16 protein-coding genes and 1 tRNA gene are annotated in these 16,504 nt (G+C 70.4%); 6 read left to right on the plus strand and 11 right to left on the minus strand.

Translation table 11 applies throughout. The annotated features are described in order from the left end of the window. Positions 1-163: 163 nt before the first annotated feature. On the minus strand, positions 164-1,366 hold the full coding sequence (locus FSYMDG_RS04550; RefSeq protein ID WP_349304119.1) for a ThiF family adenylyltransferase: 1,203 nt from the start codon (positions 1,364-1,366) through the stop codon (positions 164-166). A 499-nt stretch (positions 1,367-1,865) separates the two neighbouring features. Beyond that, complete coding sequence (locus FSYMDG_RS26725; RefSeq protein ID WP_013872414.1) at positions 1,866-2,027, minus strand: DUF5679 domain-containing protein; 162 nt, start codon at positions 2,025-2,027, stop codon at positions 1,866-1,868. 445 nt (positions 2,028-2,472) lie between these two features. On the opposite strand from FSYMDG_RS26725, the gene FSYMDG_RS04555 reads away from it, so the two are divergent. Further along, entirely contained in the window at positions 2,473-3,273 is an 801-nt protein-coding gene (locus tag FSYMDG_RS04555) for an enoyl-CoA hydratase/isomerase family protein (RefSeq protein WP_013872415.1), read from the plus strand. A gap of 232 nt (positions 3,274-3,505) precedes the next feature. Here FSYMDG_RS04555 and FSYMDG_RS04560 read toward each other — a convergent pair whose 3' ends face one another. Further along, on the minus strand, positions 3,506-4,957 hold the full coding sequence (locus tag FSYMDG_RS04560) for a zinc-dependent metalloprotease (RefSeq protein WP_013872416.1): 1,452 nt from the start codon (positions 4,955-4,957) through the stop codon (positions 3,506-3,508). A gap of 385 nt (positions 4,958-5,342) precedes the next feature. On the opposite strand from FSYMDG_RS04560, the gene FSYMDG_RS04565 reads away from it, so the two are divergent. From FSYMDG_RS04565 to FSYMDG_RS04575, 3 genes are all read left to right on the plus strand, one after another. Next, entirely contained in the window at positions 5,343-5,837 is a 495-nt protein-coding gene (locus tag FSYMDG_RS04565) for a molybdenum cofactor biosynthesis protein MoaE (RefSeq protein WP_013872417.1), read from the plus strand. Between the two features lie 56 nt (positions 5,838-5,893). Then, a complete protein-coding gene (locus tag FSYMDG_RS04570) occupies positions 5,894-6,130 on the plus strand; it encodes a hypothetical protein (protein WP_013872418.1) in 237 nt (78 codons plus the stop codon). A 106-nt stretch (positions 6,131-6,236) separates the two neighbouring features. Next, positions 6,237-7,277 carry a YlbL family protein gene (locus FSYMDG_RS04575; RefSeq protein ID WP_013872419.1) on the plus strand — a complete coding sequence of 347 codons (1,041 nt, stop codon included), beginning with the start codon at positions 6,237-6,239 and terminating at the stop codon, positions 7,275-7,277. 127 nt (positions 7,278-7,404) lie between these two features. Here FSYMDG_RS04575 and FSYMDG_RS04580 read toward each other — a convergent pair whose 3' ends face one another. Beyond that, positions 7,405-7,911, minus strand: a complete 507-nt coding sequence (locus FSYMDG_RS04580) for a PPA1309 family protein (RefSeq protein ID WP_013872420.1) — start codon at positions 7,909-7,911, stop codon at positions 7,405-7,407. A 96-nt stretch (positions 7,912-8,007) separates the two neighbouring features. Here FSYMDG_RS04580 and FSYMDG_RS04585 point away from each other — a divergent pair, with 96 nt between their 5' ends. Next, positions 8,008-10,983: a UPF0182 family membrane protein gene (locus FSYMDG_RS04585; RefSeq protein WP_013872421.1), complete on the plus strand. Its 2,976-nt coding sequence runs from the start codon at positions 8,008-8,010 to the stop codon at positions 10,981-10,983. A 155-nt stretch (positions 10,984-11,138) separates the two neighbouring features. Beyond that, a tRNA-Met gene (locus FSYMDG_RS04590) sits at positions 11,139-11,215 on the plus strand. A gap of 89 nt (positions 11,216-11,304) precedes the next feature. Here the strand turns inward: FSYMDG_RS04590 and FSYMDG_RS04595 are convergent. The 7 genes from FSYMDG_RS04595 to FSYMDG_RS04630 form a co-directional block, all read right to left on the minus strand. Further along, entirely contained in the window at positions 11,305-12,702 is a 1,398-nt protein-coding gene (locus FSYMDG_RS04595) for a site-specific integrase (protein WP_013872422.1), read from the minus strand. Continuing rightward, on the minus strand, positions 12,699-13,073 hold the full coding sequence (locus FSYMDG_RS04600; protein WP_013872423.1) for a helix-turn-helix domain-containing protein: 375 nt from the start codon (positions 13,071-13,073) through the stop codon (positions 12,699-12,701). The genes FSYMDG_RS04595 and FSYMDG_RS04600 overlap by 4 nt, the downstream gene beginning before the upstream one ends. Positions 13,074-13,088: 15 nt before the next feature. Next, positions 13,089-13,541, minus strand: coding sequence for a hypothetical protein (locus FSYMDG_RS04605; RefSeq protein ID WP_013872424.1), 453 nt, complete (start codon positions 13,539-13,541; stop codon positions 13,089-13,091). Beyond that, positions 13,538-14,941: an AAA family ATPase gene (locus FSYMDG_RS04610; protein WP_013872425.1), complete on the minus strand. Its 1,404-nt coding sequence runs from the start codon at positions 14,939-14,941 to the stop codon at positions 13,538-13,540. Before FSYMDG_RS04610 ends, FSYMDG_RS04605 begins: the two co-directional genes overlap by 4 nt. A 301-nt stretch (positions 14,942-15,242) precedes the next feature. Further along, positions 15,243-15,557 (minus strand): HNH endonuclease, encoded by a 315-nt coding sequence (locus FSYMDG_RS04620; RefSeq protein ID WP_013872426.1) that lies wholly within the window; start codon positions 15,555-15,557, stop codon positions 15,243-15,245. Next, a complete protein-coding gene (locus tag FSYMDG_RS04625) occupies positions 15,554-16,006 on the minus strand; it encodes a hypothetical protein (RefSeq protein ID WP_013872427.1) in 453 nt (150 codons plus the stop codon). The genes FSYMDG_RS04620 and FSYMDG_RS04625 overlap by 4 nt, the downstream gene beginning before the upstream one ends. Next, entirely contained in the window at positions 16,003-16,404 is a 402-nt protein-coding gene (locus FSYMDG_RS04630) for a hypothetical protein (RefSeq protein ID WP_013872428.1), read from the minus strand. The genes FSYMDG_RS04625 and FSYMDG_RS04630 overlap by 4 nt, the downstream gene beginning before the upstream one ends. Between the last annotated feature and the right edge of the window lie 100 nt (positions 16,405-16,504).

Consider the following 16,504-nt stretch of genomic DNA (forward strand, 5'->3'; position numbering starts at 1 on the left):
CCATCGTGCCTGTTCTGCGGGCGGGAGGCAGGAGGGAACGCCGCTTGGGATTTTAATACTACTTTCTGTAGTCGAGATGGCTGGCCTGGCTGATGGCGGACCGGTGGCGGGGCCCCGCTCCGCCTGGTCACGACGCTCGTTTGGTCGCGATGCTCGTCTCTGGTCACGATGCTCGTTGCGTCCGCTCGAGGGTGTCGGCCTCGTCCGGATCCCCGCCCACCGGATCCCCGCCCACCGGCCAGCCGCCGGCTGCCCCGGTGCTCGCGGCTGCCATCCGCCGGGCGCTGCGGCAGGGGCACGAGGGGTGGATCGACCACGATCGGCGTCTGAGCCGAAGATCGGAGATTGTTATCTCCAGCGTCCCGTCGATGGTCGGCAACTCGTCGGCCGTCGGTCGACACGGCTGCTGCGACACCTGGGCCTGACCGGGCCGGGCGATGCCACGGTCGCCGTGGTCGACAAGGGTGAGCGCCTGCATGGCGGTGAGCCCGGCGGCGACGGTGGCCAGCGCCACGTCGCAGGCATCGATCCCGGTGTCCGGACGGCGGGACATCTGCAGGGCCAGTAGCGGCCAGGACGGTTCCATCGCGTGGCGACGCAGATGCTGGCAGTGCAGACACGAGGTCACCCCGGGCAGGACGAGCGGTCCGATCACCGCGGTGGTCTCACGAACGCCGGCAAGCAGATGCGGGATGCCGGAGCGTTCCAGCTCAAGCGCCTCCTGCGGGTGGACGACCGGTATGCCGGCCGGTGTGACGACGACCAGATCGGGGCGAAACGGCGCTGGATGCCGGTACTGGCGTGACGTGTGCGGGCGTGTCACCCGCGCGATCGCCGCGGTGGCGGCGACCGAACGGGGCCGCCCGACGTCGTCGAGACGGGCTCCGCCCGGCGCGACATCGGCCGCCCTGGTCGTACCGGTGTCGTCGACGACCACCTGCCCGACCCCGGCGGCGGCCAGCAGGGCCGCCACCTGAGCGCCGATCCGGCCCGCTCCGCGGACCTGGATCCGGGCCCGGCCGCGGGCCGCCATCGCTCGCCGGGCATGCCTCGGGTCGGCCGAGCCCAGGGCCATCGCGGCCAGGTCCGGCTGGAGGCGCTCCTGGTCCAGCACGGGTGGTGAGGACTGGCCGGCCGGGCCGGCGTCCGCCAGCAGGCCCGTCCGCTCCAGCAGGAGGACGAGCTCCGCCCGGGTGGCGTCCAGCGAACTGAGGACCTGCTCACGGGAGCGGGTACCGTCCAGCAGGTCGAGCACGGAGGCGTCCCGCGCTGTCAGCCCGCCGAGGACGATCGCCCGCGCCGGGTCGACACCGATCTGGAGGGTGGCTCCGTCCCGCCAGAGCCGGCGCAGGCCGGGTTTGAGCATGGGGCGCATCGGCGTCCTCCCCGACAGCAGGTGACCGGATCGTGATCATATGGTCTCACGCTGTTCCCCGCTGTGAATATATGTCCGTTTTTCTGTGGATATGCAACCGGTGTCGAGGAGGGTGCGCCGGTGGTTGTGGACAAGTCCCTGCCAGGCCGCGGTCGCCGCAGAGGCCCGCTTGTCACCACGTGGCGTTGCCGAGTGACGCGCCGAGACGGTTGGTGCTGACGCTGCCCACCTGGATGGGCAGCGCCTGTGCGCGGCCGCCCGGAGAGTCGGCCGTTGGCTGCCGGGCCGCGTGCTCATCCGGGCGAGCGGCCACCCGTGCGCGTGCCAAGACGGTTCTCGCAGACGGCGGCGTCGGGAGCCATGGCCGCGGGAGGGCCGTACAGCCGCCGAGCGCGCGATGATTCGCCGCGCGCTCGGCGGCCTCGGGGATCCGCCCGGCCTGGGGATCAGAGCCTGGGGACGGACCATCCCTCGGGGGACTGTCGGGGAACTATGAGGCTGGCGCCTTGCCGAGGATTCTGTTGATCGTGGTTCCGCAGACCGGGCAGGTGCCCCGCGCCATCCGGCGCCCGGACTCGCTCACCCGGACCTCACCCTGGTAATGCCGTTTGTCCTTGCATTTGACGCAGTAGCCCTCGTACGTCTCTGCCACTCGTTCTCCCTCTCACCGGCGCCCGCTGACGGGCCGCGGGTTCGTAACGAAGCGCAACGAAGAAAGCCGGCACCAACAGCCGGCCGGGAGCCATCCTCCTCAGGTCGGGAATCCCGCCGCGCGCCACCCCCTGGCCGGGGCCGTGGCTGGTTTTCCGTTGTCCCACAGTGGTTGCCGTGTTCGCCGCCTACTCCCGCGGCAGTAGTGGAGCCGGCGGCGGAGCCGATGGTGGCCCAGTAGTGGAGTCGGTGATGGGACAGTGGTGGGCCGATGACGTGCCATGGTGGAAGCGGTGCGTGCCCGGTCATGTCCGACAGCACCGGAAGCCGTGAGGCTCTACGCTCGGGAGGGCCGCTGACGGGGCGGGAAAAACACGACCGCGCCGCCTTCGCCCATATCAACCAGGCAACATCAACCAGACAACGTGGGCCTTCAGGAGTCGATTGTGTCCGAACCGCTGCTGGTCGAACGTCCCGCCGACGGCGTGGTCCTGCTGACGTTGGCCCTGCCCGAACGGCGCAACGCGATGACCGTGGCGTTGACCGCGGAATGGTCAGCGGCGCTGGACGAGATCGGTGCCGATCCCGATGTGCGGGCCGTCATCGTCACAGGGCAGGGGCGCGCGTTCTGCGCGGGCGGCGACCTCGACTGGATCGACCCGAGGCGCAACGTCGACTCCGGCGCGGACCGGCTGCGGGCGAAGATGCTCCCCTTCTACCGAACCTGGCTGAAGATCAGATCGCTGGAGGTGCCCACGATCGCCGCGGTAAACGGCGCCGCGGTGGGCGCCGGCCTGTGCCTGGCGCTTGCCTGTGACCTGCGGTTCGCGGCCGAGGGAGCAACCTTCTCCGCTCCCTTCACCCGGCTGGGGATGCATCCGGGGATGGCCGCCACCCGGCTGCTGCCGGAGGCCGTGGGGGTGCTGCGGGCCCGTGAACTGATCTTTACCGGGCGGTCCGTCGACGCGCGGGAGGCCGTGGACATCGGTCTGGTCAACGCGGTGGTGCCGGCCGTCGACCTGGTCGCCACCGCGCTGGAGACCGCGCTGCGGATCGTTGCGGCGGCCCCGGTCGCGACCCGGCTGGCCAAGGTCGCGCTGCGGGGTGAGGACGACATCGAGCAGGTGCTGCAGTGGGAGGCGCTCGCCCAGGCCACGACCATGGCCAACGGTGAGGCTGCCGAGGGGATCCAGGCACAGCTGGACCGGCGGCCGCCTTCGTTCGCGCCGGTGGTCGCCGCCAGCTGACGCTGGACGGTCGCGGGGCTGGCGCCGGCAGCCGTGCCGCGGCCGGCTTGCCCGGCCGGCCCGCGCGTCCCTGCCCGACCGGCCGGTGCGTCGCGGTGGGTAGCGACGACACATACGTCGGATGGGAGAAACCCCCGGCATGCGGTTGAACTCTCCAGCTTCCCCTTCTGGAGGGTTCTCCGATGACCGGGGGTTTCGTGCCCGTCAAGCTATGGCCGCATGGTGGTTACGGTCAACGACCGCCGCGCGGACCATCGGGCGGATCCGGGTCGTGTGTGCCTCCTGGCCCGGGCGGCTCGTCCGGCGGCTCATCCGGTGACTTTGGCGGCGGGGTGTCCCGGAGCCGCTCGAGCTCTGAGATGGGGTCACCCAAAGTACTGCCGGTATCGCTGGTGGCGAACCGCTGCGGGTCGGCGAGATCGTCGGCGTCCGGGAGCAGGTCGGGATGGGCCCACAGCGCGTCCCGCCCGTCGATCCCTCTGGCCTCGCCCACGGCGGCCCACAGCGCGGCTGCCTCGCGCAGCTTGCGGGGACGCAGGTTGAGGCCGACGAGCGTGGCAAAAGTCTGTTCGGCCGGCCCGCCCTCGGCCCGTCGCCGACGCACCATCTCGCGCAGCCTGGACGCCGCCGGCAGGTTCTTCGCCGCGGCGGCGTCGGTGACCGTCTCCACCCACCCCTCGATGAGCGCGAGGATCATCTCGAGGCGGGCCAGCGCCGCGGTCTGCTCGGGCGTGGTCGCGTCGTCGAAGACGTCACCACCGAGCGCTTCGGCGAAACTCGCCGGGTCCATCAGCCGGGACGGATCCATCAACCTGGACGGGTCGAGCATCGTCATCGCACGCGAGACCGCGTTCGGGTCGACGGTGATACCCCGCGCGTACTCCTCGACCGTGCCGAGGACGTGCCCGCGCAGCCACGGGATGTGGGCGTACAGACGCTGGGACGCGGCTTCGCGCAACGCCAGGTAGATCCGGACCTCGGTGGGGTCGACCTCCAGGCCGGTGCCGAACGCCTCGACGTTGGCCGGTACGAGCGCGGCTGTGCGGGCCGGGCCCAGCGGCAGCCCGACGTCGGTGGCGGAGACCACCTCGCTGGCCAGCAGGCCCATCGCCTCGCCGACCTGGGCGCCGAACAGCATTCCGCCGATTCTGTCGATCATCTGGATGATCGGGCCGCCCGCGGACGCGAGCTGGCCCAGGTCAAGACCGGGCGGGAGCTGCGCGGCGAGCTCCGGTGGCAGCCCGGCACCGAGATCGCCTATCTGCGCGAGCCCGCCGGAGATACCGCCGCGCATGGCCTCGGCGACCCGGGCGGCCACCGGATCGCACAGCGTCCGCCAGACGGGCAGCGTCACCTCGATCCATCTGCCCCGCGTCCACCCCTCGGCGGCCGTGGCCCCGGCAGGCAGGGTCGTCACGGGGTCGAGCCAGACGTCGGCGAGTCGGACAGCCTGCCGGACGGCCTCGACGTCGGCATCGGTGACGGCCCGGTCGCCATCACCGAGGGTGCGTACCGCGACCTGGCGCGCGAGCTCCCAGTTGACCGGTCCGTCGTGCCAGGACAGCAGGCGTTCGAGTTCGGCGAAGAACGGGGCTCCGGTGCCGAACGGCATGCCGGAGCCGCCACCCGAGCCGCCCGAGGACGAACCGCCCGGGGTGAAGCCGAAGGGGAAGCCGCCGCTCATCGCCGCCGTCCCCGCCGGGAGGAGGTGCGCTGCGGTTCATGGACCCTGGATCCGGACATGCACCAACGGTAGTGCGTTTTCCTGGCGATGCCGAAACGACGTCACCGGGATTATCGACGGGGCGGCCCATGAGCGCCGGTGAAAGCCACGAGCCGGACAACCCGTCCGCCGGTCGCCGCTGGATCACACCGTCGTCCCAACTGTCGCGTTCAGGCTGTCACGTCCCAACTATCGCGTTCCGGCTGGCGGCTGCCCCCGGCCGTCGGTGAGCTCCGTCTCCACACCCGTCGGGTGTCGGTACCGGGACATCCCCGGCGACGTCCGCGGCAGCTCGGGGCCGGCACCGTCCGGGTGAGTGCCCTGCGGTCGGGTTACGGTCGGGCACATGGGCGACATCGATATCCACGCTGGATCCGACTTGTGCCGCGGTGCCCGCGACGCGGCTGGCCGGCCGAGCGTGGGACGGGTCGTCATCGGGTCGGTGCGGGCGGAGGAACTGTCGGTCGACGAGTGCCTGCGTGCCGTCCGCGGGCCCGGGGTGGGGGCGGTCGCGCTCTTCGTGGGCACGGTGCGCGACCACGACCATGGGTGTGCGGTCACCGAACTGGAGTACACCGCCCACCCGCGTGCCGGAGCCGAGATCGCACGGGTGGCGGCCGGCGTGGCTGCCGCCCATCCGGTACTGGCCGTTGCTGTCACCCATCGCACTGGTCTGCTCGGTATCGGTGACATCGCCGTTGTCGTCGCGGTGGGAGCCGCGCACCGTGACGAGGCGTTCGTGGCCTGTCGTCACCTGATCGACGAGGTCAAGGCCCAGGTGCCGATCTGGAAGCGGCAGGTCTTTACGGATGGTTCGTCGGAGTGGGTGGGCGCCTGCTGAACGTGCCTCTACCATGAAGGTCGCCTCCCTTCCCCCGTCTCGACGCTGAGGCCGCCATGTGGTTCCTGCTTATTCCGCCTGTCGCCGTTCTGGTCACCCTTGTCTGGTTCGCCCTGCGTTCGCGCCCGGAACGCCGGCCCGAAGCACTGATCACCGTTGAGGGCTACCGGCGCAGCATGGCCGCTCTGGCGCGGCCGCTGCACTCGTCCCGTGACCCGTCCAGCCATGATCGGAACGGGACGTTCCGAGCCGGCGGCCGCCCACCGGACCCGCGGTCGCCGGACGCGCCGTAGCCGCCCGTCCGTGCTGGATCCGCTCGCGTGGCCCGGTCGTTGCGGGCCCGCGAGCGCCTGCGCCACAGCCATGATCGCCCTTTTGTCAACCCGCTAGACTGCGAACATGACGCGGCGTATCCAGACACTCGTTGTTGCGTCCACGTTGTCGTTACTGCTCGTGGTCATCGGGCTGTGGCTGCCGGTGCCGTTCGTGCTGCTCTCGCCTGGGCCGGTCACCGACACGCTCGGACGTCCCGACGGCAAGCCGCTGATCGAGATAGAGGGCCGGCAGACCTACCCGACCTCGGGGCGGCTTGAGCTGACGACGGTCGAGGAGATTCCCCGGCTCAACGTCCTCGGCGCGGTCCGCGGCTGGCTCAACAGCGACCAGGCCGTGGTGCCCCGGGAACTGGTCCAGCCGCCGGGCACCAGTGACGAGCAGATCCGCCAGGAAAACACCGTGGCAATGATCGACTCGCAGGACCAGGCGACCGCCGCGGCTCTCGGTGAGCTCGGTGTCGCCGCGACCGGGACGTCCGTGGTCGTCTACCGGCTCGGTGAGCGCTTGCCCGCCGAGGGCAAGCTGCTGCCGGGCGATGTGATCGTGTCCGTCAACGGCACCGCTGTCACCACACAGGGGCAGTTGCGGGACGAGATAGCGCGGGTCCGCCCCGGGCAGCCGGTGACCATCTCCTACGTCCGGGACGGCGGCGAGCCCGCGCGGGCCGACATCACAACGGTGCCCGCGCCGGACGACCAGGGCCGGCCGGTCATCGGGATCATCACCACCGAGAAGCGCAGCTACCCGTTCACGGTGACGATCAGGCTCAAGGACGTGGGTGGGCCGAGCGCCGGGCTGATGTTCGCTCTCGGCATAGTCGACCTTCTCGGGCCCGAACAGCTCACCGGCGGCCAGACGATCGCGGGCACCGGCACCATCGACGCCGCCGGCACGGTCGGGCCGATCGGGGGCATCCAGCAGAAGCTCCTCGGCGCCCGCCGGTCCGGTGCGATGGCCTTCCTCGTCCCGGCCGGGAACTGCGCGGACGCCCGGGAGTCCGCGCCGGACGGCCTCCGGCTCATCCGGGTCGAAACGTTGAAGGACGCCATCGGCGACCTGCACGCCCTCGCCGACAACCCCCAGGCGAACGTCCCCACCTGCTGAGCATCCCATCCGTCTGAGAAGCCCCACCCGCCTGAGAACAACCGTCCCGGGCGGCTGGTTGCCGGCCACCCGACGGACGCACCGGCCGGCAGGCCCGCCCCGGTCGGGAAACGGGCGGCCGGTGTGGTCAGCGAAAGGTTGCGAGCAGGCCGTCCACGAGGCCGTCGGCGAGGTCCGGGTCGACCACCAGCTCCTCGTCCCCACGTACCCGCAGGCAGGACGCGTGCTGCCCGTCGCGGGTCACCCCGACCGCGAGCCGCACGTCCTGGCGTTCGGGATGGTTGGCCGCCCAGAGTTCGATGTCCGCCTCCTCGTAGGGGGCTTCCTGCTCGGCGCTCGGGGGCAGCACGACGAGTTCGGTGACCAGGACGCAGCCGAGAACCTCCGGCGGCCAGCCGATGCCGGCCAGTACTTCGTCGAGGCGCCCGACGGGCAGGGGCTCCTGCTCGACCGGGGTGAGCGAGCCAGGGACGATCTGGCCGACGTGCGCGGCCAGGGCCGGTTCACGGGCGACGAGGTCGGACGTGTCCGCCAGCGCGTACACCTGACTGGGCTGGTCCCAGCCCAGATCGGCCACGTGCCGCTCGACCTCCAGCACAACGGAGGTCAACTCACTGATGTCGGGGCTGCTCACTAGCCCATCCTCTCCGATGGTGCCAGTCGGGCACTGGCGTAGGTTGCCTTCCAGGTGGACAACCCGGTCGTGTGCCCCCGACACAAGGAGAAGCGAGTGGCAGCAGCCCGCAGGCCACTGGTGGCGCGTACCCGCATCCTCATCCCCACTCTGGTCGTGCTCATCGTTCTGGTCGTTCTGCTCGGCGTCTTCACCCGGGTCTACACCGACCTGCTCTTCTTCCGGTCGGTCGGCTTCGGCAAGGTCTTCAACACCGTCCTGTCGACGCGGATCCTGTTGTTCGTCATCTTCGGCGCGCTGATGGCTGTCGCGGTGGGCGCCAACCTGCTGCTCGCGTACCGGCTGCGGCCGTCGGTACGCCCGCTCTCCCTCGAGCAGCAGAATCTCGAGCGCTACCGGGCCGCCATCGAACCGTACGCGGTCCTGATCCTGTTCGGCGTGTCGATCCTGTTCGGCATAGTAGCGGGTGTCTCGGCGTCCGGCCGGTGGCGGACCTGGCTGTTGTGGCGCAACGGTGAGTCCTTCGGGCAGCGCGACGCCCAGTTCCACCGGGACATCAGCTACTACGCCTTCACCTACCCGTTCCAGCGTTTCCTGCTCGGCTTTCTGTTGACCATCGTGGTGCTGTCGTTGCTGGTGACGCTGGTGACGCACTACCTGTTCGGCGGTATCCGGCTGCAGACGCAGGGTGAACGGGTGGTGCCGGCGGCGAAGGCGCACATATCCGTCCTGCTGGGCCTGCTGGCCCTGCTGAAGGCATGGGCCTACTACCTCGACCGCTTCGGGTTGGTCTTCTCCTCACGCGGGGCGGTGCACGGAGCGTCCTACACCGACACGCACGCGGTACTTCCCGCGAAGCTCATCCTGCTGTTCATCTCACTGCTGTGCGCGGTGTTGTTCATCTACAACATCTTCCAGCGGGGATGGACGCTGCCCCTGCTGTCCGCCGGAATACTGGTGCTGTCCGCCCTGGTGGTGGGAGGTATCTACCCGGCGATCGTCCAGCAGTTCCAGGTCCGGCCGAACGAGGCCTCCCGGGAGGCGCCCTACATTGCCCGGAACATCGCGGCCACCCGCGCCGCGTACGGGATCGACCAGATAAGACCGCAGCCCTACGACGCGTCCACCACACCCGACACCACCAAGCTCGGCGCGGACTCGGCGACGCTGTCCAACGCCCGCCTGCTGGACCCGAACGTGCTCTCCGCGACCTACGACCAGCTCCAGCAGATCCGCGGCTACTACGGGTTCCCGGCCTCGCTCGACATCGACCGCTACACCATCGCCGGCTCCGACGGGCGTGAGGGCACCCAGGATTACGTGGCCTCCGTCCGTGAGCTCGACCAGGGCGGTCTCGCGCCGCAGCAGCGGAACTGGATCAACCTGCATCTGACGTACACCCACGGCAAGGGATTCGTCGCGGCACCGGCGAACACCGTCGACAGCTCCGGGCGCCCGGTCTTCACCGAGCAGAACCTGCCGCCGACCGGCCCGCTGAACGTGCGGGAGAGCCGGGTCTACTTCGGTGAGATGTCCCCGGACTACTCGATCGTCGGCACCCGGCAGGCCGAGATCGACGGGCCGGGCGACGCCGCGGGCAGCCAGGCGACGACCAGCTACGACGGCAGCGGCGGCGTCTCGATCGGCTCGACGTTCCGGCGGGCCCTGTTCGCGTTGCGCTTCCAGGAGAAGAACATCCTGCTGTCGAGCGACATCACCGACAGCTCCCGGATCCTCTACTTGCGTAACCCGCGGGACCGGGTGAGCAAGGTCGCACCCTGGCTGACCCTGGACGGCGACCCCTACCCGGCGGTCATCGACGGCCGGGTGACATGGATTCTCGACGGCTACACGACCACCGACGGATATCCCTACGCCCAGCGCCGCACCCTCGACTCGGTGACCGCGGACGCGGTGACCACCCGGGTGGCCAACCGGGCCAACCAGGCCGCGAACGAGGTCAACTACATCCGGAACTCCGTGAAGGTCACCGTCGACGCCTACAACGGGACCGTCACGCTCTACGCCTGGGACGAGGCGGATCCCGTCCTGAAGACCTGGATGAAGGCGTTCCCGGGCAGCGTGAAGCCGAAGAAGGACATTCCAGCGTCCCTGCTGAGCCATCTCCGCTACCCGGAGGACCTCTTCAAGGTGCAGCGGGATCTTCTTGCCTCCTACCATGTGACCGATCCGCGTGAGTTCTACTCACAGGAGGACTTCTGGGCCGTTTCACCGGCCCCGGACGACCAGAACCAGACACAGCCGCCGTTCTACGTCTACAGCCAGCTGGTCGGGCAGTCGCAGCCCACCTTCAACCTGACCTCCCCGCTGCTGGCGCGGGCATCGTCGAAACTCGCCGCCTACATGGCGGTGTCGAGCGATCCCGGCAGTTACGGCGAGTTCCAGGTCCTGCAACTGCCGAAGGGCGTCACGATCAACGGGCCGGTCCAGGTGCAGAACCTCATCGAGTCCAACGCGAAGATCTCCCAGGAGCTCAACCTGCTACGAGGCCAGGGCTCCCGGACCATTCAGGGGAACCTGCTGACCCTGCCGGTGGCGGGCGGGCTGCTCTACGTCGAGCCGTACTACGTCCAGGCGCGGGAGAACGCCGTGTATCCGACCCTGCAACGGGTGGCGGCCGTCTACGGCGAGAACATCGGTTTCGCGCCGACCCTGGGCGAGGCGTTGAGCCAGGTCTTCGGCACGGCTCCCGACAGCACGCCCGGCGGCGGCACAGGTGGTACAGGCGGCACGGGACCGGAGAGCCCCCAGCCGGGCGGCGGCACGAACGATCCGCAGATCCGGCAGGCGATCGCCGACGCCGACCGTGCCTTCACCGCCGGGCAGGACGCGCTGCGCAAGGACCCGCCCGACTTCACCGCCTACGGCAACGCGCAGAAGGATCTCGCGGACGCCCTGGACCGGTTGGGACGGCTGACCGCGGCGCCACCGCCACCGTCGCCGCCGGCAAGCCCCGAGCCGCCGCCTTCTCCGCCGCCGGCCGCCGCTCCCGACGCCGCGCCGGCCGCGCCACCGACCACCGTGGCGCCGGCCGGGGCGCCGGGAGGATAGCCGTCCGCCGGGAGTCCGGGAGGACCATGTGGTCCCGCTGAGGACGGGCCCGGCCGTCGGGGCCCGCGGGCGACTGGCTGGCAGCCCACCGGAAGACTCGATCACGTCCGTTTGACACCCCCCACCCTGCGTCTTGTATGGTGAAGGCACACCGACGCGGGGTGGAGCAGCTCGGTAGCTCGCTGGGCTCATAACCCAGAGGTCACAGGTTCAAATCCTGTCCCCGCTACCAGGGAAAACGCCCCCGGAGAGATATCTCTCCGGGGGCGTTTTCGCGTTTATGTGACCAACCTTGTGACCAGGCGCCGCGCGGAGGCCCGGTCAGTCCTCTTCTTCCGGCTCTTTGGTGTCGTCTGTGACGTCGGAATCCTTCGTTTCCTCCCTTCCGAGGATCAGGTTCGTGACGGTGGTGGCGGTGGTGGCCTCCCGGGTGAGGTCGCCGGTCCGCTGGACGTAGGTTGCGAGTGTGAACGCCAGGCTGGCATGTCCGATGCGTTCGCTGACGACCTTCGGGTTCGCCCCGGCGTCGATCGACACGGTGGCGTAGCTGTGTCGGACGTCATGCAGCCGGATGCGGGGAAGCCCGGCCCGGTCGACCAGCCGGTTGAACCGGCGAGTGATGGTGTCGGGATGGATGGGCCGGCCGTCCTCGTACACGAACAGCTTCCCGTGATCCGGGTAGTCGCCGGACCACGACTCACGCTCCCGGTCGAGCATCGTCAGATGCTCCCGCAGGATTGCCACGGTGGGCGCATCGAGGGCGATCATGCGCCGGCCGCTGTCGCTCTTGCCGTCCTCGTCGATCGCCTTGCCGCCGACCACGACACGGGTATCCGCGATGACGAGCGTGGCGGCGTCGAGGTCGAGCCCATCCCGGTCGATGCCGGCAAGCTCCGACCGGCGCATGCCCGTGGTTGCGGCGAGCATCCACAGCGCGCGGAACCGGTCGACGTCTGCGGCCCGCACCCAGGTACCGAGTTGGACGGCATCCCAGGTGGTCGGCCGGTGCCGGCCAACACGTGGTTTGACGACGTGCTCAGCGGGGTTGATCTCGATGTACCGCCATACCACGGCGTCACCGAACGCCTTGTGCAACATGTTCAGGACGTTGCGTACCGTCTTCGGCGCCAGACCGGTACCGATGTCGCGGGGGACCCGGCCGCGTCGGTAGCGTCCGAGAGCGGCGCGGCCAGCGTGGATGGTGGTCTTGCCTACCTCGGCGAGTTCGGCGGCGGTGACTGGACGGTCTGCCCTGGTCTGCCGCGCCCAGTAGGCATACATGGTCAGGTTGGTGTTCGTCTTGCGTCGGCCGTTCTCCAGCAGGTGCCGAGAGAAGGTGTTGAGCACGGTTACCGTGATGTCCTGAAGCCGGCGGTCACCAAGCACAGGCAGAACGTAGGCGTCGAGGTAATCGACGTAGTTCACGTACGTCGACCGTTTCACGGCAGGTTCGATCGCGGCCAGCCACTCAGCGACGAACTGCCGAACCTTGCGCCGGGACCGCTTGACGTGTCGTCCGGCTTCCAGCTCCCCGCGCGCCTTCAGGGCTTCGCTCCACGCCTCATCATCGGTGGCGAACCCGCCGCGATTCTCCCGCTGGCGCTTGCCAGTCAGGGGATGCGGGTCGAGGTCGACCCGATACGACCATGTCTTGCCGCGTTGGTAGACCGTGATACCGGGGACGGCCAGGCGTCCACGTCTTCCAGGTTCGGCGGTCACGCGCTCTCCCGAGCGGCGAACAGGTGACGGATCTGCGCGGTGACGATGTACACCCGGCCGCCGAGACGCTGAGTCGGAAGTTCGCCGTTTGCCGCATACCGATATGCCGACGCACGTGGGAGGCCCAAGAGCTCCGCCGCGCGGGGCACGGTCAGCAGAGCCGGAAGGTTGGCAAGATCGGCTGTCGGTGTCGACGGTCGATCATCTGAAGGAACGGTGAAGACCACATCTTCGGTGTGTCGTTGCGTGATGGTGTGCGTCACGATGACGGGGCCTCTTTCCGTTTCGAGCGGACGGGGACGGACGGCTCTGGCGGGTGCTTGGTCGTAGTCGCCGGAGCCGTCGCTATTCGCGTGGATGGTGGTCGTCATGGCGGGCCGCCCCTTCTAGCGACGGCCGGCGCGGGTGCGGCCGCGGGCGGGAGCAAGACCGGTGACGCGCAGGCAGGACGGGCACAGGCCGTAGGCGAGCAGGACCGGGCCGAACGCGGCGGCGCCGGGGTACAGCCGCCGGGGTCTGCACCGGCAGCGGTCACAGGTGGCGTCCTCGTCCGGGCCGGGGCGCAGGGCGGCCACACAGCCGGTGCAGACCAGCCGGCCGGGTGCCCATGCGGCGGCGTGCACGACCTGTGGGGACGAGCCGAGATGGGGGCAGAGCTCGACGGTTCCGACGGTGAGCGCGCGGACGAACACGGACGCCTGCGCGGCCAGCCATGGAACGGCGGCGGGGCGTTCGGCGAGGTAGCCCCGGCCGTCCTCAGCGATCGCGTGTAGGGCGGTCAAGGCGTCTCGGCAGGCGGCGGTGAGTTGGTCGGCGTGGGCGATGGCGTGCGGGGTCATGCGCTGCTGTCTCCTGCCGGGGAAGGGCCGGGAACGACCACAAGGCGGGGTGGCTGTCCGTGCTGAGAAGAGGCCGCAGTTGGGCCAGTTGGGCCAGTTGGGCCGCTGCGGAAGCCTTGGCCGAACTGGCTGGACTGTGGCCCAACTGGCTTGGAGCCTGACGGTCCGTCATCGGTGGGGAGATACCAGACCGCTGTGGCGGGAAACCCGGACCGCTTGCTGATCACTCCGGCGCGGCTCTGTGCGCGTTTGAGAGTGCGTTCCGGGATGCCGTCGGCACGGGCAGCCTGCGCGATCTCGGCGTACGGGGCGTGGCCGTCATGTTCGGTGAGGTAGTCGGTCAGCCAGGCGGCGGCGTCGTCGCGGTCGGCACGCCGGGAACTGTCACCGCCCCGAGACGCATCGGCAAGGATGTCGGCCACTGACCGGTCGGACTCACCGGTGAATACCAGTTGGCCCACCTGCGCAGGGCCTTCCTCGGTGGGCACGTCGACGGATTCCACGACGTAGCGCAGCGACGGCAGGTCGAGACGGCCGAGATTGTTCTTCGCCTGGCTGAGTACGCACGCGCCGTCGGCGTCTTCGGGGTCGCGGGCGATGGCGATTACGGCACGGGCGACCGCGGAGAACGCCCGGCTGCCGGTGATGAGGTTGAGCGCGTCCGGGTTGTTGGACTTGTTGAAATGGGCCAGGCCGACGACGGCGCAGCCGGTACGTTCGGCCATGCGCACCAACGGTTCCAAGGCGGTACGCAGGTCCCGGTCCCGGTGGGTGTCGATCCCGGCGTGGATCAGTGACAGGAGCGGGTCGGCGGCCAGTAGCGCCACGCCGTGCCGGTCGATCTCGACGGCCAGCGCGTCACAGTCACCGGGCAGGGTGAGCGCGTCCACGGTGCCGTCGTGGACGACTTCGACACGCAACACCTTGTCCAGATCAGCGCCGGCCACGTGCAGGCGGGGGGCGATGGTGTGCTCCCAGGAGTCTTCGGACGCGGCGTAGACGACGGCGCGGGGCTGACCAGCGAAGCGGCCGGGCAGGGTGCCACGGGTGATTTGCGCGGACAGCCAGGCCAGGGCGAGGGACTTGCCGATGCCTTCCCGTCCGGGGATGACGGTGAGCGCGCCAGCGGGAATGCGGTCCTGCCAGGTCCAGTGAACCGGGCGGATCTGCACGGTGGCGGCAGAGGTGAGTAGCAGTTGCCGGCGGGTCGACGTGCCGCAGCCGGCCAGCCGCGACGGATCGGCAATGCCCACGCCGGCTGGTGGCTCGGTGGTACCGGTGCCGGCCGGTGGCCTGGCGCGGGCCGGTGGCTCGGTGGTACCGGTACCGGTACTGGCCGACGGTCCGGTGTGGACCGGTGGCCGGGTGGCGGACGGTGGGTGTGGCTCAGGGGGGAGCACGGGCGGCGCCTTTCCGGAAACGTCGGAACAGGGGCGGGTGTGGGTGGTGTGGACGGGCCGGCACTCGAGGTGGCCCGGCCGGCTGGTCGACCGCGTCCGGTGAGGAGATGCGCCCCCCGCTCCGGAGGGAGGGCGCATCTCGTTGTGCAGATGCCGGGGCGGTCCGATCGGCGGGTCGATCCGATTCCCGGGGCTGACCTGGGCCGATTGAGCGACGGGGTGGTGTCCGGTGCGCCGTTGCCGGTCGATCGGCCCGGCCCGGTCCGCCGTGGCGTGGGGTGGCCAGGCCAGGGTGTGGGGGTCAGGCCGGGGCCGGGTGGCGGGTCACGGGTTTCCTCGGCACCGGGTACGCCGGTGCCGGTGCCGGTGGCGCAGCTGCGCCGGTGGTGGTGGCGCCAGCCGCCTGCCGGGACACCCAGTCCGCGATCGACAGGGCGCCCTTGGACCGGCCGCACGGGGTGCAGGCCGGGATCAGGTTGAACCGGCTGTTGCTCCCCCCGGCCGCCCGCGGCACCAGGTGGTCAAGGTGGTCGGCGGTAGCGGTCAGGCAGTAGCCACAGCGGCCCCCGAACGCGGCGAACAGGTACCGGCGGGTCGCCGGATTGGCCACGCTCACCGGACCGGTCCCGCCGGGGGCCGGCCGGGGGCGAACCGGGCGCCGAAGACGTCGCCGAGCAGATCGGCGTAGAACACCGACAGGCCGGTGTGGCCGTTGCGCCACCGGGACACGGTGCGCTTGAGATGCTCGTCGTCGGGCAGCCGGGTGCCGCGGTCGTCGGCGGCACGGCGCAGCGCGAGCATCAGCCGGCCGTTGCTCCACCCGCGGTCGGCGCACAGCCGGCGGACGTCGGCGACGGTCAGGGCCGGCTCCCACCCGCCGGCCGGCGACGTCTCCGCCGGGATCTCCGCGGGGGCGCCGGTGAGGACCAGGTCGTGCAGGCGGAGGGTTTCCGCGGCCAGCCAGCGCAACGCGGCGGCGATGTCCCCTACCGGATAGCCGGCCGGCGCACCCGCCGGGACAGCCCCGGCAGGCGGCGTGGGGCGGGTGAGCGTCGGGGCGGTCATCGGGCACCCGCCGCGGCACGCTCGGCGGTCAGCATCGCCGCGACCGCCTGGCGGGAGAACGCCCAGCCGGCGGCCTCGTCGGCGTCCCACCCGGCCGTGCCGGCCCGCTCGACGAACCGTTGCGCGGCGTCGATGCCGCGGAACCCGATGAACAAGTCGATCTGGTGGCGGACCTGCGCCGGGGTCGACAGCTCCTCGTCGGTCGCGCCGCAGTACGCCACGGCCGCCACCATCAGCTCAAACGACAGCGGGACAACCGGCCGGGCGTAGGACACCGTCGGCCCGTAGGAGGTCTCGTCGTAGTCCGGCGACCCGCACAGGACGCACGGAACACCACCGCAGCCGGCGGCGGTGAGGCTGTCCCTGATCGACAGCGTGGACGTATCCTTGACCAGCATCTTCCGTTCCTCTCGTGGGGGAGCCCGATGCACCCGGCCCGGATGGGGATGCCACCCCGTCCGGGCTTTTTCGTCCCCTGCCGGCCTGTCTCAGGTCTGC

The sequence above is a fragment of the Candidatus Protofrankia datiscae genome (genome assembly GCF_000177615.2).
Classification (GTDB): Bacteria; Actinomycetota; Actinomycetes; order Frankiales; family Frankiaceae; genus Protofrankia; species Protofrankia coriariae.

Bases quoted from the DNA above. Each gene is read 5' to 3' on its own strand.
- FSYMDG_RS04550 (WP_349304119.1), bottom strand. From the start codon at position 1,366: ATGCTCAAACCCGGCCTGCGCCGGCTCTGGCGGGACGGAGCCACCCTC.
- FSYMDG_RS04560 (WP_013872416.1), bottom strand. From the start codon at position 4,957: ATGAGCGGCGGCTTCCCCTTCGGCTTCACCCCGGGCGGTTCGTCCTCG.
- FSYMDG_RS04565 (WP_013872417.1), top strand. From the start codon at position 5,343: ATGGGCGACATCGATATCCACGCTGGATCCGACTTGTGCCGCGGTGCC.
- FSYMDG_RS04570 (WP_013872418.1), top strand. From the start codon at position 5,894: ATGTGGTTCCTGCTTATTCCGCCTGTCGCCGTTCTGGTCACCCTTGTC.
- FSYMDG_RS04575 (WP_013872419.1), top strand. From the start codon at position 6,237: ATGACGCGGCGTATCCAGACACTCGTTGTTGCGTCCACGTTGTCGTTA.
- FSYMDG_RS04600 (WP_013872423.1), bottom strand. From the start codon at position 13,073: ATGACGACCACCATCCACGCGAATAGCGACGGCTCCGGCGACTACGAC.
- FSYMDG_RS04605 (WP_013872424.1), bottom strand. From the start codon at position 13,541: ATGACCCCGCACGCCATCGCCCACGCCGACCAACTCACCGCCGCCTGC.
- FSYMDG_RS04625 (WP_013872427.1), bottom strand. From the start codon at position 16,006: ATGACCGCCCCGACGCTCACCCGCCCCACGCCGCCTGCCGGGGCTGTC.
- FSYMDG_RS04630 (WP_013872428.1), bottom strand. From the start codon at position 16,404: ATGCTGGTCAAGGATACGTCCACGCTGTCGATCAGGGACAGCCTCACC.